Here is an 18989-nt window from a genome sequence, read left to right on the forward strand (position 1 = left end):
CCGGCCATGCAGGCCGCGCGCTTTTTCCACGAAGGCGATTCGCACGCCGTGCTGCTGCTGCACGGCCTTTCCAGTTCGCCGCTCGAATTGCGTTATCTCGCGCGCTATTTGCAGAACGAAGGCTTCACGGTCTGCGCGCCCGTCATCGAAGGCTATAGCGCGGGATCGCCGGTGCAGACGATGGAGCGCTGGCTCGAAGGCGCCGTGCGCGAATTCGACGCGCTGGCTGCGCGCTACGCGCGTGTGTCGGTCTGCGGATTGTCGATCGGCGGCGCGCTGGCGCTGCGCCTCGTGCACGCCCGCCCGGCCGCGCAGTCGCTCGTGCTGCTTTCGCTCACGCTCGCCTACGACGGCTGGGCGATTCCGTGGTATCGCTTCCTGCTCGATTGCGCGTATTACACGCCATTGCGCCACATCTACCAGTATCGCGAAGCCGAACCGTTCGGATTACGAAACGAAGCGCTGCGCGCGAAGATCGCCCGTGCGATGCAGCGCAACGCGTTCAGCGAAGTCGGCCCCTCGACGATTGCGCTGCCCGCGCTGCATCAGGCGCTGCGGCTTTCGCGCGCCGCGCGCAAGGACGTGGCCGAGATCGAGAACGACACGCTCGTGATTCATTCGATCGACGACGAAACCTCGAGCCCGCGCAATCCGCGCTACGTGATCGAGCATATCGGCGCGAGCTTGCTGCGCACCGTCTGGCTCGACGATTCGTATCACATGATCACGTCGGACAACGAACGCGAGATCGTCGCGCGCGAGACCGCGCTGTTTCTGCGCGAAAGCGAAATCGCGCGCGGCGCACGCGACGCGCAAAGCCAGCCCGTGGTGTCGAAGGCACTGGCGCGACGCTTGCGCCAACTGGCGGCCGTGGGAAGGAAAAACACGTGAGGACGCTGCCAAAACTCGCTGGCGCGATAGGCTTGGCGTGCGTGGCCGCGCTGGCCTGCGTTCGCCCCGCATGGGCCGACGATGCGCCGCAATCGTCACAAGCTGACTCGCCGTGGAAGATCGCGATCGGGCCGGGCATGTATATCGCGCCCGAGTACCCGGGCGCGCGTCATTTGAAGGTGTATCCGTTCCCGTCGCTCGATATCTCGTACCGCGACCGCATCTTCTCGCAAGGCCCCGACGTGCTCGGCGTGAACGTGTTCCGCGGCGAGAACTATCACGTGGGCGCGTCGCTGAGCTTCGATTTCCAGTCGCGCAACGTTTCCGACGATCCGCATCTGCGCGGACTCGGCAACGTTGACGACGGCCCCAAGCTGCGCCTGTTCGCCGACTACACGCTATGGGCCTTCACGGGCGCGGCCGCCGTATATCAGGACATCAGCGGGCACGGCCAGGGCACGACGGCTTCGCTCGATCTGTACGCGTCGCTGCCGCTCACGGGCTGGCTGTTCTCGGTCGGTCCTGGCCTCACGTGGGCCAATGCGCTCTACACGCGCACGCTGTTCGGCGTGTCGGATGCGCAGAGCGAGGCGTCCGGCTTGCCGCAATACGCCACCGGCTCGGGCGTGCGCGACGTGCACATGACGTTCTACGCGACGCACGATTTCTCGAAGCACTGGGTCGGCTCCGTCAACGCGACGCTCGGCCGCCTCGAACACTACGCCGCGGGCAGTCCGATCACCGAGCGCCGCCGCGAACTCACCACTTTCGCCGCGCTGAATTACCGCTTCTGATCGCCCGCTTCCGGTCACCCGCTACTCGTCACGCTGCTAGCCGTTGCCGCCGTGAAAGAGCGTCAGCTTGTTCGATACGGACGTCACGCCTTGCACCGAGCGCGTTACCTCTTCCGCCTGGCGGATCTGGTCGCCGCTGCGCACGGTGCCGCTCAAGGTCACGGCGCCGCTGCGCGCCCGCACGAACACGCCTGAAACGTCGAAGCCCTGCGCCTTCGCCAGCGCGCGGCGCACCGCGTGAGACAGGGCACGATCGGCCTTGGTCGCCTTCTGGCTCGCGGACGCGGTTTGCGCGGCCTGCGCGGGCATCGACGACGCCTCGGCGGGCGGGCTATCCGTCTGGGCGTACGCGGCGACGCCGCCGCTCAGCGCCACGCAGGCGCACACGCTTCGCAACAGAGTGAGTGTCATGACGATCTCCGTGGGGATGCGGATCGGCCGCGCAAGCCATGCGCGGCTGTTACGGTTATACGCCAGACGCGCGCGACGGGTCGCCTGGCTGCAACGACAGCACGCGCATCGCCCACAGAATACTAAGTAGTCCTTTTCTGCCGACGAAAGAATTGCCAGAGCATCGCGGTCGATTCGGGACCGCGCCCCGAATGAAACGCCTCGCGCGGATCGCCGCCGCTCCACGCGTGACCGAGCCCGCGAATCACGCAGACGCGCACGATCAAACGCCCGCCTTTCAGATAATCGACATAGTCCGCGCCGTCGCGCTCGAACGCACGCTCCTCGCCCACGCGCAGCACGCCCTGCGCATCGACAAGCCGGTTGACGCGCGCGAACTCCACGCCCAGTTGCAGCGCATTGCGCCGCGCCACCACGGCGTCGATCTCGCCATGCACGATCATGGCGGGCATGCCCGGATACGTCTGCACGTCGACAGTGCCGTCGATCAGTTGCGCGGGCTCCTCGCGGCTGCCGCGCCGCATGACGCTCATCGCGCTCATCGTCGACGTGGCCGCGCCGAACACCGGCCCCGAATGCAGCCCCACGGCCGCGAAGAGTCGCGGATGCCGTATCGCGAGTTGCGCCGCGAGTCCCGCGCCCGCCGACATGCCCGCGAGATAGACGCGCGCGTCGTCGAAACCGTACTCGCGCACGAGCGCCGCGACGAGCGACGCCACGGCGGGCGCTTCCGTCTGCGCCGCGTCGCCGTGCCAGTGCCAGCAGCGCTGCGCATTCGCGGTCTTGGCCTGCTCCGGCAGCAGCACGGCGAAACCGGCGCGCTCCGCGAGCTTGCAGATACGCGTGCCCGCCGCGAACGACGCCGCCGTCTGCTTGCAGCCGTGCAGCATGACGACGAGCGGCAAGCCCGCGCGCGGCGAATAACTCGCGGGCAAATACAACTCGTAGGCGAGATGGTTGACGAGGTGGCCCGGCAAAGGCGGCGCGGAATGAAACGAGCGGACCCATTTTCCCGGCACGCCGGACGGCGTGGCGCGCGCCGCCGTGCGTTTGACCGCGGGCTGGCGCTTCGCGGCAGGTTTGATGACGGGCTTGAGGACAGACGTGGCAGCGGCCTTCGTGCCCCGCTTCTTCAGCCCGGATTTCGCGGCTTTCGGCGGCTTGACGGGCCGCACGCCGAGCGCGCTTGAAAGCAGATCGAAACCTCTGAGCCAGACGCTCGACTTTTTGCGGGGCATGGGCAGCGGCGCCGAAGTGTGCGGAGAGACGTGTGCGGAAATTCGCGGTGCTTCGTGGTGTTTCGCGAAGCTTGCGTGTTCGCGCCCTTCAATGCGGACGCGGTTCGAAACCGCGCGCGGGCAGCCTGCCACGCACGCTCGCCTCACTGTATCGCGACCGCCAAACCCGCGCTTCGGACGCGCTCGCCTTAGCCGAACTCGCCGCCCGCGCGAGTTAACTTTTCTTCATCAAGCCGTCTCTTTTCTGATAAGTCCAGGGCACTACGCTATGCAACATGGAGCGAGCAATAACACCCGCATCGCTCCTCACTCAACCGTAATGGAGAAACAGATGAAAGCCCTCATGATCGCCGCCGCCCTTGCAGGTATCGCCACCACCACGACCGCCTTCGCGCAGACGAACGTCGGCTCGGCGCCGAATTACGGCACGCATCAAGCCGCGCCCACGCAGGTGAAATACGTCGGCGCGGCCGCATCGGCGGAACAATGGGTGCCGCCGTACGGCCAGGCCGTCAAGCCGCTCACGCGTGCCCAGGTGTATCAGGATCTCGTGCACGCCGAGCAGGACGGTCAGCTCGCGTATCTGGATTCGGTGGTGTACGCGCACTCGTAATGCGCGCCGCAAAGGCAGGCGCGGCTCAGACCGCGCCCGCCAGATGAAAGCGCGACGCCGGATGCCAGAGTTGCATGGCCGTCGCCACGTCGTCGCCGACCCAGGTGCGCCGCCATAGCATCAGGCAAGGCTCGCCGATTTCCATCGCGAGATGGCGGCGAATCTGCGCATCGGGCTTGCGCGCGTAAATGCGGAATTCCGCGCGCTGGATCGGCGCGAGCCGCACCATATACACGTTCGGCGTTTCGAGCGTGAAGTCCTGCTCCAGATAACGCGGAAACACCCGCGGATTCACATAGCGGTCCTCGAACTGAATTGGTTCGTTATCCTCCATATGTACGATGGAGGAATGAAACACCGGACCGCTTTTCAATTCCAGTTCGTCGATCGCGGTGGACCATCCGCTCGCTTCGAGCGCGATCACGCGCGCCGCGTGGCGATGGCCGCGCGAGGCGATTTCGTCCGCGATATTGCGGATATCCAGCACCGTCGATTCGTAATCGCGCGGCGCGACGAACGTGCCCGATCCCTGTACACGCGTCAGCACGTGCTCCGCGGTCAGTTCGCGCAACGCGCGCGAGACCGTCATGCGCGCCACGCCGAACTCCTTCACGAACTCGGTTTCCGAGGGAATCGCATCGCCCGGCTTCCAGGTGCCGTCGGCGATATGCCCCATCACGTAACGCTTGATCTGCTCGTAGGGCGGCGCGACCTTGCGCGGCGCGGACGGCGTGCGCCGCGCCGCGCTTTCGGCCTGCATCGGAGCGCTCATGTCGGTCATGATCTCGTTGCGCCTCGAACCGCGTTCAGCTGCCGACCACGCCCGGCATCGCATCGTTGGCGGACGCCGCGCCCGCGCCTGCGACGGGCTCGACCGGCGCGGGCGTCCAGCGCTCGGGCGTCGACGGCAAATCGAACGGATCGGGCAGCGGCGGCGGTCCGCCATCGGCGATCAGATGGAAGGCCAGCGTCATGTCTTCCGCAAGCGGGCGGTCGTCGCAATAGGTCGGCAGCACGCCGCGCACCTGCGTATAGAGCGCTTCCGTGTACGGCGCGCGCGCCGCCGCGAGCGGCTGCAGATCGTAGGCCTGCGCCGCCGCCAGCAGTTCGATGCCGACAATGCGGCTGCTGTTTTCGATGACCGCGAGCGCCTTGAGCGCAGCGGGCGTCGCGTGACACAGATGATCTTCCTGCAAGCCGGACGTCACCCCGCCGTCGAGACTCGCGGGCGCGGCTTCGCGGCGGTTCTGCGCGACCAGCGCGGCCGCCGTGTACTGCGCGATCATGAAGCCCGAACGCGTGCCGCTCGCTTGCGCGAGGAACGCGGGCAGTCCGCTCACGAGCGGATTCACGAGGCGGTCCAGACGCCGCTCCGCCATCGCCGCGACCTGCGCGACGGCGGCGGCGAGGCTGTCCATCGCCAGCGCGATCGACGCGCCCACCGCGTGCGCCTGCGAATACACGCGAGGTTCATCAGGTGTCCCAACGACAATCGGATTGTCGGTCGTCGACGCGAGTTCGCGATTCACCACTTCCGCCGTCGCGGCCAGCACGTCGCGCGCCGCGCCGTGCACATGCGGAATCGTCCGCATGCTGAGCGGATCCTGGGTGCGCCGCCCGAGCGCCGCCGCCAGCAGGCCGCTGCCCGCGAGCGCCGCGCGCATGCGCGCGCCGACTCGCGCAAGGCCCGGCGAAACGCGAAACGCCAGCGAGCCCGCGTCGAACGCCGCCATCTGCCCGCCGAGATTTTCGAAGCTCATCGCGGCGACCGCGTCGGCCCAATCGAGCAGCCAGTGCGCGCGTTGCAGCGCGAGCGCCGCGAGCCCCGTCACGCACGGCGTGCCGTTCACGAGGCTCAAACCCTCCTTCGCCTGCAACGACAGCGGTTCGAGTCCGAGCCGCCGCAACGCTTCGGCGCCGCTCAGCCGCTCGCCGCGCCAGCGCGCGTGACCCGCGCCCACGCACACGAGCGCGATATGCGCCATGTGACTCAGATAACCGACCGAACCGAGCGCCGGCACTTCGGGCAGGCAGTCGGCTTCGAGCAGCGCCACGAGCCGCTCGACGAGTTCGACGCGCACGCCCGAATGCCCATGCGCGTAGTTGTTGATGGCGGCGGCCATGATCGCGCGCGTTTCCTGCGCGCCCAGCGGCTCGCCCACGCCCACCGCATGGCTCATCAGAATGTTGTGCGACAGCGCGTGCTGTTCGGCGGGCGACACGACCACGTCGCACAGCGCGCCGACGCCCGTGTTCACGCCATACGCGCGGATATTGCGGGTGATGATCTGCTCGACCAGCGCACGCGCGGCGCCGATGCGCTCGCGCGCGTCGGGTGCCAATTCGAGGGGCGCGCCCGCGGCGACGGCGCAGATTTCGCGCCAGTCCAACGGGCGCGTGGAACGGATGACTGACATGATGAACTCGGTCCGGGAATCAGTGAGCGTTGCGGTCCTGGTGGCTCGACACGAACTGGCGGAAGCGTTCCGACTTGTGTTCGCCGAATACCTCGTCGGGCGTGCCGTCCGAATCGACCTGGCCTTGATGCAGGAACATCACGCGATTCGACACATGTTTCGCGAAACCCATTTCGTGGGTGACGACGAGCATCGTGCGGCCCTCGTCGGCGAGCGCGCGCATCACGCGCAGCACTTCGCCCACGAGTTCGGGATCGAGCGCCGACGTCGGCTCGTCGAACAACATCACCTTCGGATGCATCGCGAGTGCGCGCGCGATGGCCACGCGCTGCTGCTGGCCGCCGGACAGATGGGCGGGATAGTGCGCACGCTTGTCGGCGAGACCGACCTTGGCGAGCAGCGCCTCGGCTTCCTCGATCGATTCCGCGCGCGTGCGCTTGAGCACGCGCATCGGCCCTTCGATGAGGTTTTCGAGCACGGTCATGTGCGACCAGAGATTGAAGTTCTGAAACACCATGCCCAGCTGCGAGCGCACGCGGTCCACCTGGCGGCGGTCCTCGGGTTGCAGTTTGCCGTCGCGGCGGCGCTTCATTTTCAGCGCTTCGCCGCCGAGCGCCACGGAACCGTCGTCGGGCATTTCGAGCAGATTCAGGCAGCGCAGGAAGGTGCTCTTGCCCGATCCGCTCGCGCCGAGAATCGAAATCACATCGCCTTCGTGGGCGTCGAGCGAAATGCCCTTGAGGACGTGATGGTCGCCGAACGACTTGTGAATGTTCTTCACGGACAGGGCGACCGGTGCGGATGCGTTCATACGTTTCTCCGGGGGGATGCGCCGCTCACGAAGCGGCGCGACGGGTTTCGAGTTGCGTGGCGGTACGGCGCGCGGACACGGGCGCGGCGCGCAGATGGCGCGACAGGCGGCGCTCCAGCAGCCCGATCAGGCGAACCACGAGGAAATTCAGGCACAGATAGATCAGCGCGGCGCAAGCGAACACTTCGGTGGTCCGATAGGTCTGCTGAATGATTTGCTGCGCGACGCCGGTGACTTCCCACACGGTGACGAGGCTCGCGAGCGCCGTCGACTTCACGAGCAGCACCGCTTCGGTCGAATACGCGGGCAGGCACTGGCGCAGCGCGATCGGGGCAATCACGCGGCGCAGCAGCGAGAAGCCCGAAAGACCGACCGCATAGCCCGCCTCGATCTGCCCGACCGGCACCGCCATCAGGCCGCCGCGAATGATCTCGGCCGTATAGCCCGCCGTGCAGAGCGCGAGCGAGAGCACGGCGCACACATACGGCTCGCGCAGCACGGGCCACAGAAAACTTTCGCGGATCACGCCGAACTGGCCGAGCCCGTAATAGACGAGAAACATCTGGATCAGCAGCGGCGAGCCGCGAAACACGAGGATGTACGCGCGCGCGAAGCGATTGGGCAGCCAGTGCGGCGAGACGCGCATCGTGACGATCACGAGCGACAACAGCCCGCCGATCACGAGCGAGGCGAAGAACAGGCCCAGCGTGACCGGCACCGCCGCGATCAACTGGCGCGTGGTGTCGAGAAGAAAGTCGAAGTCGATTTGCATGATGGGGCCGCTCTGGCGTCAGTTGCGCGCGAAGTTGCGCTTGAAGGAGCGGCCGACAATCGCCTCCGCCCGGCCGAACACGCGGTTCGATACACCCGTCATCGCGAGATACAGTGCGCCGCCCACGACGAAGAACAGGAAATACTGATGCGTCGATCCCGCCGCCACCTGGCTCGCGCGCAGCAACTCGACGAGACCGGTCACCGAGATCAGCGCGGAATCCTTGAGGCTCAATTGCCAGACATTGCCAATACCTGGCAATGCGAAACGAAGCACCTGGGGAATCAGGATGCGGCGCGCCATCGTGAGCGTGGGCATGCCGATCGCGCGCGCGGCTTCGAGTTCGCCGCGCGACACCGCCTGCACGGCGGCGCGGTAAACCTCGGCCTGATACGCGCCGGAAATCATGCCCACCGCGAATGCGCCGATCACGAACGGCGGCACGCCGATGAAGCCGTCCGCGCCGAACCACTGCCCGATCGAGGACACCAGCGACGAGCCGCCGAAATAAAACAGATAGATGACGAGCAGTTCCGGCACGCCGCGAAACACCGTCGTGTAGAAGTCGCCAATCACGCGCGCCGTGCGAAAGCGCGAGAGCTTGGCGGCCGCCACCAGCGCGCCGAACACCGCGCCGATCGCGAGCGCCGCGATCGTCAGCACCACCGTCATGAGCGCGCCGAGCAGGAGCACACCGCCCCAGCCTTCGGTCCCGAAACCGAGCATTTGGAAAAGAGCCATCACGCCACCTCAAGCAAGCCTGCGAAACCCACCGCGCGACAACCGCCGTTCACACCGGAGCGGACGGTCGCGCGCGCTCACGCGATGCGCGCCGCTCAGGGCGTCACGTCGGTCTTGAACCACTTCTCCGAGAGCTTCTTCACGGTGCCGTCGGCAATCGCCGCCGTGATCGCCGCGTCGAACTTCGCCTTCAGGTCGGCGTCCTGCTTGCGGAACGCGAGGCCCTCGCCCGGCCCCCAGATCGGGCCGCCGATCTTCGGGCCGGCCGTGACGGTGGGCACGGCTTCTTTCTTGTCGGCGTTCGCGGCGTAATAGGTCACGTCGTCGAAGGACGCGTCGATGCGGCCGTTGGACAGGTCGAGATCGCGTTCCGGCGAGGTCTTGTAGACGCGGATCGAGGCAACGTCCTTGAAGTTCTCGTTGATGAAGCGCGTGTACACCGTGCCCGACTGGATGCCGATGGTCTTGCCCTTGAGCGCCGTGCGCAGCGCCTGCACGGCGGGCGCGTTCGACTTCGCGTCGGTGTCGAGCTTGAGCGCCGCCGAGGTCGGGGCCGCCTTCGGCAGGATCTTCGTGTCGGTCACGGCGAAGGTCGCCGGCGTGGACGCATACGGCTTCGAGAACGCGATGATCTTCTCGCGCTCGGGCGTGATCGAAATCGCATCCATCAGGACATCGAACTTTCCAGCCTGGAGGCCCGGAATCATGCCGTCCCAGTCCTGCGCCACGAGATTGCACTTGAGCTGCGCGCGAGCGCACAGATTCGCGACAAGCTCGGGCTCGAAGCCGCCGAGCTTGCCGCCCGGCAGCGTCATGTTCCAGGGCGCGTAACCGCCTTCGAGCGCGATCGTCACGTCCTTCGCCTGCGCGGCGCCGCCAAACAGGGCCGTGCCGATGGCAGCACCGATCAATCCCTTGGCCAACTTGCTGTACTTCGACTGCATCTCGACACTCCTTTGATTTGCGAAACACCGGAACGGCTCGCAAGGCTTTGTCGCCTCGCGTGTTGTCTAGACAAGATGCGGGAACAAAATAATTGATGCAAGCGGATTTCCCAAAAATCCCCCTTCCCTGGGGTATGCCCCAAGCACGCGAGGCGCTCTAAGGGGCGCAAAGACGTGCATTCGTCGGATGCTTGCCCCAGTACGGGGCAAAACGACAGCCAATCGAAAGCCTACGACCGAGGCATGCACAAAGTTGACTAGACGAGATTCGCGATGCAAACCGCTTGCTCAGATCGCCGCCCCGCTTTATGATTGAGTAATCACTCAGCTATTCACGTCAAACGCCTTCACCATGGCCCGCCCGAAAAGCGAAGACAAACGCAACGCCATTCTTGCCGCCGCCGTCGAGGTCATCGCGGAGCAAGGGCTCGGCGCGCCCACGGCCAGGATCGCGAAGATGGCGGGCGTCGCCGAAGGCACGCTTTTCACCTACTTCGAGAACAAGGACGAGCTGCTCAACGCGCTCTATCTCGCGCTCAAGAGCGAGTTGCGCGAGGCGCTCGTGCCCGACTTCCCGCGCAACGCGAGCCTGCGCGAGCGCGCGCAGCATCTGTGGCGGCGCTATGTCGACTGGGGCGTCGCCAATCCGCACAAGCGCAAGGTCATGCTCGTGCTCAGCGCGTCCGAACGCATTACCGACCAGGTGCGCGCGGCCGGCATGCAGGCCTTCGCCGAAACCGGCACGCTGATCGAACACTGCATCGCCAGCGGGCATCTGCAAGGCCACTCCGCCGCGTTCGCGTCCGCGATCATGGGCGCGCTCGCGGAGACCACCATGGACTTCATCGTCCGCGAACCCACGCAGCGCAACCGCTATCTCGACGCGGGCTTCAACGCCTTCTGGAATGCCGTCGCGCACGCCTGAGCGTGCGTTTTTTTGTCTTTTTAATGAGTGAGTACTCGCTCATATTCAACGAGGAAGGAACCGATCATGTCCAAAGTCTGGCTTGTCACCGGCAGCGCGCGCGGCCTCGGCCGTCATATCGTCGAAACCGCGCTGGATGCGGGCGAACGCGTGCTCGCCACCGCGCGCGATCCGCTGCGGCTCGGCGATCTCGTGACGCGTTACGGCGACCGCGTGAAAACCGCGCCGCTCGATGTCGTCGATCCGGCGGCGGCGCGTGAGGCCGTGCAGCGCGCGCTCGATGCGTTCGGGCGTATCGACGTGCTCGTCAACAACGCGGGCTTCGGTCATATCGCGCCCTTCGAGCAAAGTCCCGAGGACGATTTCCGCGCGCAGATCGACACCAACTTCTTCGGCGTGGCGAACGTCACGCGCGCCGTGCTGCCGGCGATGCGCGCGCAGCGGTCCGGGCATATCCTGCATGTCTCGTCGGTGGGCGGACGGCTGGGCGTGGCGGGGCTCGCCGCTTACCAGTCGGCGAAATGGGCGGTGGGCGGATTCACCGAAGTGCTGCGCCAGGAGCTCGCGCCCATCGGCATTCACATGACGGCGCTCGAACCGGGCGGCATGGCGACCGATTGGGGCAGCGAGGCCGCCAGCCGGATTCCGGCGCTGCTGCCCGACTACGCGCCGTCGATCGGCGTGCTGGCGAAGCGGCTGGAGGAGCACCTGGGCCACGAATGCGGCGATCCCGCGCGCGTGGCGCAGGTCGTGCTGCAACTGACGCGCCACGCGAATCCGCCCGCGCATCTGCTGCTGGGCAGCGACGCACTGCAATACGCGAACGCCGCCGACGCCGCGCGCGCCGCCGAAGGCGAGCGCTGGCGCGCCATCTCGCTGGCGACCGATTTCGGTCACACCGACCCGATTCCGGCCATGCCGCGCGACTAAGCCCGGCGCGCATCGTCCGCCTGAGCGCGCGGGACAGTTCCGGGACGCGTCCCGCCGCTCATCGATACGCTCATCGATACGCTGATCCAACCTTCCGTCCCGAGGACGCAACATGAAAGTGCTGATTTACGGCGCGACCGGCATGGTCGGCCAGGGCGTCTTGCGCGAATGCCTGCGCGCCGCCGATGTCGAACAGGTGCGCGTGGTCGGCCGCCGCGAAACCGGCGTGCGCGATCCCAAGCTACGCGAAACCGTGCTCGCCGATCTCGCGAATCCAGACGTCAACCGCGCCGTCGAAGCCGAACTCACGGGCTACGACGCCTGCTTCTTCTGCCTCGGCGTGTCGTCGGTCGGCATGTCGGAGGCGGAATACGCGCGCGTGAGCTATGACCTCACGATGTCGGTCGCGGGCACGCTCGCGCGGCTGAATCCCGCGATGACCTTCGTCTACGTCTCGGGCGCGGGCACCGACAGCAGCGAGCATGGCCGCAGCATGTGGGCGCGCGTGAAGGGCCGCACCGAAAACGCGCTGCAACGCGCGGGCTTTCGCGCGGTGTATCTGTTCCGGCCCGGCGCGATCGAGCCGCTCGACGGCATCCGCTCGAAAACGCGCCTCTATCACGCGCTCTATGTGCTGATGAAGCCGCTCTGGCCGCTGCTGCGCGTCGCGCTCGGCGACAAGCTGGTGACGACCGCCGACATGGGCCAGGCGATGCTCGCGGTCGCGCGGCACGGCGCGCCGCACGCGGTGCTGGAAGCGCGCGATATCGGCGCGGCCGCGCGCGGCTAGGGCTGACGCGGCGAGTTGGCGTCGACGTAAACCCACGCCGCGACGCCAGACGCGAGCGTGACGCGATCGCGCCGGTACGCGGCGACTTCGTAATCGTCCGCGTGGGCGAGTTCCTGCGCGGTGATCGCGAACACGGCGCCCGTCACGCGGTCGGCGGGATTGCCGGTATAGGCGACCACCGGGTGATGCGTCTTGCCGCTCGTCGCGACCACTTCGGGGTCGTCGATCTTGACCATCGTGAGCGAGAAGCCCGGCATTTCGTCGGGCTGCGCGTCGAGCTTGCGGCCGAAAGTGGCGAGCTGAACCGGTTCGAGCTGGAGCGTGCCGTAGGAAAACAAACGCTCGGTATGGAGGGGATCCTTCTGGGGCTGATCGGTATTCGTCATGATGAGCATGTTGAAGCGCGGTTGAACTGCGCGCGCGCCCTCTGATCAGGCGGCGTCCACGGCAGCGATATCGCGCCAAGTTTAAAATGTGCGCTCCGCACCGGCCACATCGGATTGGCCAACTTCAGCAGCGAATCGGACACACACGCAGCATGGCAAAGAGTTCCAACCGGGATGACTATCAAACGATTTCGCGTCCGGTCGGCGCCATGGCGAAGGAATTCGCGCGCGGCAGCGTGAGCACGTGGCATCGGCATCCGCGTGCGCAGTTGCTCTACGCGCCGGTCGGCGTCATGGAAGTGAAGACCGGCGGCGTGTCGTGGATCGCCTCGCCGCATCGCGCCGTGTGGATTCCGCCCGACTGCGAGCACGAGGTGCACTTCAAGACGGCCACCTCGGTTAGAACGTTCTATATCGCGCCCGATGCGATTCCCGTGAATGCGCCCCCCGTGCCCTGCACGATCGAAGTTTCCACGCTGCTGAAGGAACTCATTCTGAGGGCCGTGGAAATGCCCGTGGAGTACAACGTCGACGGCCGCGACGGACAGATCGCCGCGCTCGCCCTGGCGGAAATCGAATGGTCGCGCGCGCGGCCGTTGAAACTCCCCGCCTTCACCGACCAGCGGCTTCAGCCGCTCCATGCCGCGCTCGCGGCCACGCCCGCCGACGCGCGGACGCTCGATCAATGGGCCAGCGCATTGAACATGTCGGCGCGCACGTTGGCGCGGCTATTTCAGGCGCAGGTCGGCATGTCGTTTACGCAATGGCGTCAGCATATGCGCGTGCTCGCGGCGCTGCCGCGCCTCGCCAGCGGCGAGCCGGTCACGTCGATTGCATTCGATCTGGGCTACGATTCCGCGAGCGCGTTTTCAGCGGTCTTTCGACGGATCATGGGCGTGGTGCCCAGCCAATATTATCGGTCACCTACCGTCGGCGCGGAATTCGATCAGGATTCCGATCTATTCGACGACGAATAAACACACGACCCATCGACCTGCATGATCGCGGTTTGCGCATTGCGCGCGAGATTCACAATTTGATTGTGACAAAAAAAGAAGCCTTGGCCGGGTTCCGGCGGCCAAGGCCCTTAAAAATACGAGGCTGGTCGTCCTCGCAAATTCACACCTGGGTCAGTGTGAAATCCTGTACTCGCGCGTCAGGCGTGACGCTGAAAGAAGCGCACCGTGCGCTCGCCGTCGAGCAGCGGCGCGGCGGCGGCTTTGAAAGTCGCGAAATGCGGCGTGCGCGTATGCCATTCGTAGGCGGAACGATCCGCATAGACTTCGTGGAAAACCACCAGGTTTTCATCGCCCTCGGTCAACAGCACGTCGAACGCGCTGCAACCGGATTCGTTCGCCATGGAATCGCGCGCGTCGGCGTGGGCCGCTTCGAGGAATGCCTCGCGCTTGCCCGGCAGCAAGCGGAATTCGGCCATCACCACATACTTTCTGGATTCGCTCACGTTATTGCTCCGTTAAAAAGAAGTTCGTGCGTATCAGGCGCTTAAACGCGCCGCTTGACCGCAAGCGGACCTGGCGCCTGGCAGGTCGGCATCATTTCGATGGCGTTGATATTGACGTGCTCGGGCAGCGAGATCAGCCAGCGAATGGTGTTCGCCAGATCGTCGGCGGTGATCGGATCGGTGCCTTCGTAGACCTTGTCGGCCTGCGCGCTATCGCCCTTGAAACGCGTCGTCGAAAATTCGGTGCCGCCGCACAGGCCCGGTTCGATCGAGCACACGCGCACGTTCTTGCCGACCAGATCCGCACGCAGATTCAGGCTGAATTGATGCACGAATGCCTTCGTCGCGCCGTACACATTGCCGCCCGGATACGGATAGGTGCCCGCCGTCGAGCCGAGATTCACGATCCAGCCGCGATCGCGCGCAACCATGCCCTTGAGCACCGCATGCGTGCAATAAACGAGCCCCTTGATATTCGTGTCGATCATGTCGTCCCAATCGTCGAGCGACGCCTTGTCGGCCGAATCGAGACCCAGCGCGAGACCCGCGTTATTGACGAGCCCATCGATCGGGCCGACCTCTTCCTCGATTTCGGCGAACACGTTTTGCACAGCGCCGCGCTGCGTGACGTCGAGTTCGCGCCCAATGAAACGCGGACCGAGTTCAGCGGCGATCTGCGCGAGACGCTCGGCGCGGCGCCCCGTGCCCGTCACCGTATGTCCATCCGCCACGAGCGCTTTCGCGATCGCGAGGCCGAATCCGGCAGTCGCGCCGGTCACGAGAATATGCATGGCTTACCTCACAATTTGAAATGGAATGACGGCGCGTTTCAATCAGAGCACGCAGGCCTGATTGTCGTAATGCTTGCCGGGCTTTTTCTTGAGCGTGATGATGACGCGCACGTCCGGCGCATCGCCGACCTGGCGCGCCGTGTGGCCGACGGGATCGCCCGCCTTTTCGGCAAACGCACCCTGATCGGAATTGAATTGAATCTGTCCGGGGCCCTGACGCAGCGTCGTGCCGTCGGCGGTTTTGATTTCCCATTCGCCCGACAAATCGATCACCCATTGCGGACCCGGCGCGTGATGCCAATCGCCATACCAGCCGACCGGCAAGACCGAATACACGATGCTTTGAATGTCCTCGGGCGCGACGCCCATGTAATACGGCGCGGCGGGCGGCGCGAAGCCGTGCAGCTTCAAACCTTTGAGCACGCAATGGCTCACGTGCGTGCGGCCGTGATCGTCGGCCCAGACGTTCTGGAACGGAATCAGGTTCTCTGCGATCAGCACGTCGTCGGTCGTATTCGGCGGGGCGGGCTCGGTCGAGAGCAGGATCGGGGCCGCGTGCGCGGGCTTCACTGCGGTTTGGGTTGCCGCGTTGGAAGCTGCGTTGACGGCAGCAACCGGCGCGCTCGCATCGAGTTCAGGCATCGCCGCCTGCGCCGCCGCGCCATTGAGCAGCACAAAGCTGCACACGGCGCTGGCCGCGGCCCATTTCGTCATTAACTGGTTCATGCGATTTCTCCGTTAATTCGATCGCCAAAATCATCGGCGACCGGAGTTCTCAATCTCATTCGACGCGTATTCAAACGTCGCTCAACCGCCGCTCAATCCCGTATTCGCGCCCGATGCCGGCGCGTGCGGCGCAGCGTGATGCAATTGCGGCTGCGCGGGCACGACGCTTTGCGCTTCCACCGGCACTGCGTTTTCACGAATGCGCTTGACGTCGTTCGCCGAGGCAGTGCCGCCTTTATTGCCCCACGCTGTTTCAATGAACGTGACGACCGACGCCACCTGTTCGTCGTTCAGCACGTCGCCGAGCGGCCCCATCGTGAATGCAGAAGGCGCGTTTTGCGTCGAGGGCTGACGCCCGCCTGAGAGCACGATATGAATCGCCGAAGTCGGGTCTTGCGTCTGCAAAACCGGATTGCCCGCGAGCGCCGGAAATGCCACGCCCGCACCCGAGCCATCGGCGCGATGACACGCCGCGCAGCGATCGAGATAGATTTGCGCGCCTTCGTTCGGCACTTGCTGATCGCGCATTTGCAGCGCGACGCGATCGTCCTTCACGTAAGGCGCGCGATTATGCGCGGGCGCGAGCGAACGCAAATACAGCGCGATGCTCTTGAGATCGGTATCGTTCATATGCTGCGTCGAATTCACGATCACGTCGTTCATCGCGCCAAACGACACGGTCTGCGTCGTGCGGCCCGTCTTGAGGAACGCGACGATATCGGCTTCGCTCCATCCGCCGAGACCGCCACGGTTATCGCCGCGCAGCGACGGCGCGACCCAGCCGTCGATCACCGAACCGCCTTCGAGATAATCGAGGCCGTCCGCATCGGTCAGCGCCTTCTCCTCCAGCGCCACGCCGCGCGCCGTATGGCAACTGCCGCAATGGCCGAGACCTTCCACGAGATAGCGGCCGAGCGAGACCGAAGGGCTATCGAGCGTCGTCGGCGTGAACGGTTGCGGACGCGGCGCGAATGCCCACGCCCAGAGCCTGAGCGGCCAGCGCATCGACAACGGCCACGGAATCTCATTGGCGCGATTGGGCTGATCCACGGGCGCAACGCCTTCGTGGAAATACGCGTAAAGCGCGTGCATATCCGCATCGTTGACGCGCGAATACGAGGGGTACGGCATGGCCGGATAAACCGTGTAACCCTCGCGCGTCTGACCCGTGCGCATCAGGCGCGCGAAATCGTCATAGGTCCAGTCGCCGATACCGGTTTGACGATCCGGCGTGATATTGGTCGCGTAAATGCGGCCCATCGGCGTGGCGAGCGGCAAACCGCCCGCAAAAGGCTTGCCGTTTTTCGCGGTGTGACAGGCCATGCAATCGCCCGCGTGCGCGAGGTATTCGCCGCGCGCAATCAAGGCGGCATCGGCATCGTTCGACGTCGCGGATGCCGCCGCGTGTGCCGTGCCCATCGCCGCCGCGCCGCACGCGACCAGCATGAGCCAATACTTGATAAGCTTCATCGTCTTCACGCCGTCATCAGGTGGCCGGGATTCTTCAGGTATTGCTCGCGAATCGCGCGCGCCGTCCAGTAGGCGAGCGCGCAAACGAGCCCCGTCGGGTTGTAGCCAATGCCATTTGCAAACACCCCCGAACCCGCCGCGAATACATTCGGCACATCCCAGCTCTGGCAATAGCGATTGAGCGCGCTCGTGCGCGGGTCGGTGCCCATCGGCACGCCGCCCGACCAGTGCGTGGTCTGATACGGACGCAAATCGAACGCCTGGCCGAATTCCATGACATCCGAGTGCATGGCGCGCGGATTCATTTCCCGCGCAATACGCTCGGCCTGCTTCGTCACGTACTGGCTCATGCGGATATCGTTGTCCTGCCAGTTGAACGTGAAGCGCAGCAGCGGCTGACCGAATGCGTCGCGATAGGTCGGATCGAGATCGAGGTAATTCGCGCGATAGACCATATTCGAGCCGTGGCAAATAATCTCGACGTAATGGTTGTAGCTGTCCACCACGGCCTGTTTCCAGCGTGCGCCCCACTTCGGCGTGCCCGGCGGCAACGGTACGTTCGCAATCGGCTTCACGCCGGCCGGATTGCACCAGATCGGCGAGCCGCCCACGAAACCGAGTCCCGCATGATCGAAGTTGTCGGCGTTGTATTCATCGCAGGCCATGGCATTGCCGCCCGAGCCGATAAAGTTATTCGTCTCGGTTTGCTTGTCGAAATAGACCTGCACGGTCGACACGGTTTGATAGGACACGTTGCGCCCCACGACGCCCTCGCCCGTTTGCGGATCGAACGGCTTACCGATGCCCGAGAGCAGAAACAGATGCGCGTTGTTATAGGCGAACGTGGCCGCGATCACGATATCGGCGGGTTGCTCGATCAGCACGCCCTGTGCATCGACATACGTCACGCCGGTGGCTTTACGCCCGGTGTGATCGAGATTGATCTTCAGGACGTTGCTGTTCGCGCGCAATTCGAATAAGGGCGAGCGCACCAGCGCGGGCATGATCGAAACTTGCGGCGAGGCTTTCGAATAATTGAAGCACGCAAAACCCGAACAGAATCCGCAGAAATTGCACGGACCCATCGTGCAGCCGTATTGATTCGTGTACGGCACCGATGCATTCGCGGACGGTTCGCGAAACGGTTGAAAGCCCGCCGCGCGCGCGGCCTGTTCGAAAATATGCGCCGTATACGGGACTTTCTGCGCAGGCGTCGGAAAATCGGCGGAGCGATTGGCCTCGAACGGATTGCCATTGCCGACGATCTTGCCATTCACGCGATACGCCTGCCCCGACGTGCCCATCATCTGCTCGGAAAACGTGAAGTGCGGTTCGAGCTCGTCGTAGCTCACGCCGTAATCCTGCAACTGCATGCCTTCGGGAATGAATTTCGCGCCGTATTTCTCGCGATAATGGCTCGCCATTTTCAATTCCTCGGGATGCACGCGCCAATGCTGTCCCGACCAGTGCAGCCCCGCGCCGCCCACGCCCGTCCCAGGCTTGAACGCACCAATCTGCCGATAAGGCAAGGCCGTATCCTTTGTGGAATGCCGGAAGGTGAAGCTCGACTTCGACATATCCTGAAAGAGCTTGCCGCGCTGGATATAGGTCAGCTCGTCGATGGTCTTCGGATACGCGCCATCGGGATAGGTGTCGCGAGATTCTCCGCGTTCGAGCGCCACCACGCGCAATCCGGCTTCGGTCAATTCCTTTGCGAGAATGGCACCGGTCCAGCCGAATCCGACGATCACCACGTCGGTCGGCTTCATTTTCCTGTCGGCCTTCTTGTCCATCATTTGATACTCGATATTGAATGCGCGATCGCGCTAATGGCGGGGGCGTAACGATTCGAATTCGGCGGCGTGAACACCTGCTTC

The 18989-nt window shown here is 65.0% G+C and carries 21 protein-coding genes; 7 read left to right on the top strand and 14 right to left on the bottom strand.

Going from position 1 to position 18989, the window contains the following annotated elements:
- Positions 1-6 precede the first annotated feature (6 nt).
- Positions 7-891, top strand: coding sequence for an alpha/beta hydrolase (locus tag LDO54_RS30495; protein WP_224015226.1), 885 nt, complete (start codon positions 7-9; stop codon positions 889-891).
- A 50-nt stretch (positions 892-941) separates the two neighbouring features.
- Positions 942-1685, top strand: coding sequence for a MipA/OmpV family protein (locus tag LDO54_RS30500; RefSeq protein WP_224015228.1), 744 nt, complete (start codon positions 942-944; stop codon positions 1683-1685).
- A gap of 36 nt (positions 1686-1721) precedes the next feature.
- On the opposite strand, the gene LDO54_RS30505 is transcribed toward LDO54_RS30500, so the two are convergent.
- Positions 1722-2096: a BON domain-containing protein gene (locus tag LDO54_RS30505; RefSeq protein WP_224015039.1), complete on the bottom strand. Its 375-nt coding sequence runs from the start codon at positions 2094-2096 to the stop codon at positions 1722-1724.
- Between the two features lie 122 nt (positions 2097-2218).
- On the bottom strand, positions 2219-3334 hold the full coding sequence (locus tag LDO54_RS30510) for an extracellular catalytic domain type 1 short-chain-length polyhydroxyalkanoate depolymerase (protein ID WP_224015041.1): 1116 nt from the start codon (positions 3332-3334) through the stop codon (positions 2219-2221).
- Between the two features lie 331 nt (positions 3335-3665).
- On the opposite strand from LDO54_RS30510, the gene LDO54_RS30515 reads away from it, so the two are divergent.
- Positions 3666-3947 carry a DUF4148 domain-containing protein gene (locus LDO54_RS30515; RefSeq protein ID WP_224015042.1) on the top strand — a complete coding sequence of 94 codons (282 nt, stop codon included), beginning with the start codon at positions 3666-3668 and terminating at the stop codon, positions 3945-3947.
- A 25-nt stretch (positions 3948-3972) separates the two neighbouring features.
- Here LDO54_RS30515 and hutC read toward each other — a convergent pair whose 3' ends face one another.
- The 6 genes from hutC to LDO54_RS30545 form a co-directional block, all read right to left on the bottom strand.
- Positions 3973-4707 (bottom strand): histidine utilization repressor, encoded by a 735-nt coding sequence (gene hutC / locus LDO54_RS30520; protein WP_224015230.1) that lies wholly within the window; start codon positions 4705-4707, stop codon positions 3973-3975.
- Between the two features lie 46 nt (positions 4708-4753).
- Positions 4754-6364, bottom strand: a complete 1611-nt coding sequence (locus tag LDO54_RS30525) for an HAL/PAL/TAL family ammonia-lyase (protein WP_224015044.1) — start codon at positions 6362-6364, stop codon at positions 4754-4756.
- A gap of 19 nt (positions 6365-6383) precedes the next feature.
- Entirely contained in the window at positions 6384-7175 is a 792-nt protein-coding gene (locus LDO54_RS30530; RefSeq protein ID WP_224015045.1) for an ABC transporter ATP-binding protein, read from the bottom strand.
- Positions 7176-7200: 25 nt separating this feature from the next.
- The gene (locus LDO54_RS30535; RefSeq protein ID WP_224015048.1) at positions 7201-7947 is read right to left on the bottom strand and encodes an ABC transporter permease; all 747 of its coding nucleotides are present in this window, start codon (positions 7945-7947) and stop codon (positions 7201-7203) included.
- Positions 7948-7965: 18 nt separating this feature from the next.
- On the bottom strand, positions 7966-8688 hold the full coding sequence (locus LDO54_RS30540) for an ABC transporter permease (RefSeq protein WP_224015050.1): 723 nt from the start codon (positions 8686-8688) through the stop codon (positions 7966-7968).
- Between the two features lie 95 nt (positions 8689-8783).
- A complete protein-coding gene (locus LDO54_RS30545) occupies positions 8784-9632 on the bottom strand; it encodes a transporter substrate-binding domain-containing protein (RefSeq protein WP_224015052.1) in 849 nt (282 codons plus the stop codon).
- Between the two features lie 352 nt (positions 9633-9984).
- Between LDO54_RS30545 and LDO54_RS30550 the strand changes: the two genes are divergently transcribed.
- The 3 genes from LDO54_RS30550 to LDO54_RS30560 all read left to right on the top strand — a co-directional run bounded on the left by LDO54_RS30550 (position 9985) and on the right by LDO54_RS30560 (position 12277).
- Positions 9985-10557 (top strand): TetR/AcrR family transcriptional regulator, encoded by a 573-nt coding sequence (locus LDO54_RS30550; RefSeq protein WP_224015054.1) that lies wholly within the window; start codon positions 9985-9987, stop codon positions 10555-10557.
- Positions 10558-10623: 66 nt separating this feature from the next.
- On the top strand, positions 10624-11487 hold the full coding sequence (locus LDO54_RS30555; RefSeq protein ID WP_224015056.1) for an SDR family NAD(P)-dependent oxidoreductase: 864 nt from the start codon (positions 10624-10626) through the stop codon (positions 11485-11487).
- Positions 11488-11599: 112 nt separating this feature from the next.
- Positions 11600-12277, top strand: coding sequence for an NAD-dependent epimerase/dehydratase family protein (locus tag LDO54_RS30560; protein ID WP_224015058.1), 678 nt, complete (start codon positions 11600-11602; stop codon positions 12275-12277).
- Here the strand turns inward: LDO54_RS30560 and LDO54_RS30565 are convergent.
- The gene (locus LDO54_RS30565) at positions 12274-12672 is read right to left on the bottom strand and encodes a gamma-glutamylcyclotransferase family protein (protein ID WP_321787463.1); all 399 of its coding nucleotides are present in this window, start codon (positions 12670-12672) and stop codon (positions 12274-12276) included. The two genes, LDO54_RS30560 and LDO54_RS30565, sit on opposite strands and share 4 nt — an antisense overlap.
- Before the next feature lie 143 nt (positions 12673-12815).
- On the opposite strand from LDO54_RS30565, the gene LDO54_RS30570 reads away from it, so the two are divergent.
- Complete coding sequence (locus LDO54_RS30570; RefSeq protein WP_224015062.1) at positions 12816-13640, top strand: AraC family transcriptional regulator; 825 nt, start codon at positions 12816-12818, stop codon at positions 13638-13640.
- 179 nt (positions 13641-13819) lie between these two features.
- On the opposite strand, the gene LDO54_RS30575 is transcribed toward LDO54_RS30570, so the two are convergent.
- From LDO54_RS30575 to LDO54_RS30595, 5 genes are all read right to left on the bottom strand, one after another.
- The gene (locus LDO54_RS30575) at positions 13820-14125 is read right to left on the bottom strand and encodes a putative quinol monooxygenase (RefSeq protein ID WP_065057435.1); all 306 of its coding nucleotides are present in this window, start codon (positions 14123-14125) and stop codon (positions 13820-13822) included.
- A 41-nt stretch (positions 14126-14166) separates the two neighbouring features.
- Positions 14167-14916, bottom strand: coding sequence for an SDR family NAD(P)-dependent oxidoreductase (locus tag LDO54_RS30580; RefSeq protein WP_224015064.1), 750 nt, complete (start codon positions 14914-14916; stop codon positions 14167-14169).
- Positions 14917-14958: 42 nt separating this feature from the next.
- Positions 14959-15642, bottom strand: a complete 684-nt coding sequence (locus LDO54_RS30585) for a hypothetical protein (protein ID WP_224015066.1) — start codon at positions 15640-15642, stop codon at positions 14959-14961.
- Between the two features lie 81 nt (positions 15643-15723).
- Positions 15724-17112, bottom strand: coding sequence for a cytochrome c (locus LDO54_RS30590; protein ID WP_224015068.1), 1389 nt, complete (start codon positions 17110-17112; stop codon positions 15724-15726).
- 5 nt (positions 17113-17117) lie between these two features.
- Positions 17118-18905, bottom strand: a complete 1788-nt coding sequence (locus LDO54_RS30595; protein ID WP_224015231.1) for a GMC family oxidoreductase — start codon at positions 18903-18905, stop codon at positions 17118-17120.
- Between the last annotated feature and the right edge of the window lie 84 nt (positions 18906-18989).

It is taken from the genome of Paraburkholderia tropica (assembly GCF_914484835.1).
Classification (GTDB): Bacteria; Pseudomonadota; Gammaproteobacteria; order Burkholderiales; family Burkholderiaceae; genus Paraburkholderia; species Paraburkholderia tropica_A.

Bases quoted from the DNA above. Each gene is read 5' to 3' on its own strand.
- LDO54_RS30555 (WP_224015056.1), top strand. From the start codon at position 10,624: ATGTCCAAAGTCTGGCTTGTCACCGGCAGCGCGCGCGGCCTCGGCCGT.
- LDO54_RS30535 (WP_224015048.1), bottom strand. From the start codon at position 7,947: ATGCAAATCGACTTCGACTTTCTTCTCGACACCACGCGCCAGTTGATC.
- LDO54_RS30530 (WP_224015045.1), bottom strand. From the start codon at position 7,175: ATGAACGCATCCGCACCGGTCGCCCTGTCCGTGAAGAACATTCACAAG.
- LDO54_RS30570 (WP_224015062.1), top strand. From the start codon at position 12,816: ATGGCAAAGAGTTCCAACCGGGATGACTATCAAACGATTTCGCGTCCG.
- LDO54_RS30505 (WP_224015039.1), bottom strand. From the start codon at position 2,096: ATGACACTCACTCTGTTGCGAAGCGTGTGCGCCTGCGTGGCGCTGAGC.
- LDO54_RS30540 (WP_224015050.1), bottom strand. From the start codon at position 8,688: ATGGCTCTTTTCCAAATGCTCGGTTTCGGGACCGAAGGCTGGGGCGGT.
- hutC (WP_224015230.1), bottom strand. From the start codon at position 4,707: ATGCAGGCCGAAAGCGCGGCGCGGCGCACGCCGTCCGCGCCGCGCAAG.
- LDO54_RS30515 (WP_224015042.1), top strand. From the start codon at position 3,666: ATGAAAGCCCTCATGATCGCCGCCGCCCTTGCAGGTATCGCCACCACC.
- LDO54_RS30550 (WP_224015054.1), top strand. From the start codon at position 9,985: ATGGCCCGCCCGAAAAGCGAAGACAAACGCAACGCCATTCTTGCCGCC.
- LDO54_RS30580 (WP_224015064.1), bottom strand. From the start codon at position 14,916: ATGCATATTCTCGTGACCGGCGCGACTGCCGGATTCGGCCTCGCGATC.
- LDO54_RS30585 (WP_224015066.1), bottom strand. From the start codon at position 15,642: ATGAACCAGTTAATGACGAAATGGGCCGCGGCCAGCGCCGTGTGCAGC.
- LDO54_RS30510 (WP_224015041.1), bottom strand. From the start codon at position 3,334: ATGCCCCGCAAAAAGTCGAGCGTCTGGCTCAGAGGTTTCGATCTGCTT.
- LDO54_RS30525 (WP_224015044.1), bottom strand. From the start codon at position 6,364: ATGTCAGTCATCCGTTCCACGCGCCCGTTGGACTGGCGCGAAATCTGC.
- LDO54_RS30590 (WP_224015068.1), bottom strand. From the start codon at position 17,112: ATGAAGCTTATCAAGTATTGGCTCATGCTGGTCGCGTGCGGCGCGGCG.
- LDO54_RS30595 (WP_224015231.1), bottom strand. From the start codon at position 18,905: ATGGACAAGAAGGCCGACAGGAAAATGAAGCCGACCGACGTGGTGATC.
- LDO54_RS30560 (WP_224015058.1), top strand. From the start codon at position 11,600: ATGAAAGTGCTGATTTACGGCGCGACCGGCATGGTCGGCCAGGGCGTC.
- LDO54_RS30565 (WP_321787463.1), bottom strand. From the start codon at position 12,672: ATGCTCATCATGACGAATACCGATCAGCCCCAGAAGGATCCCCTCCAT.
- LDO54_RS30545 (WP_224015052.1), bottom strand. From the start codon at position 9,632: ATGCAGTCGAAGTACAGCAAGTTGGCCAAGGGATTGATCGGTGCTGCC.
- LDO54_RS30495 (WP_224015226.1), top strand. From the start codon at position 7: ATGCAGGCCGCGCGCTTTTTCCACGAAGGCGATTCGCACGCCGTGCTG.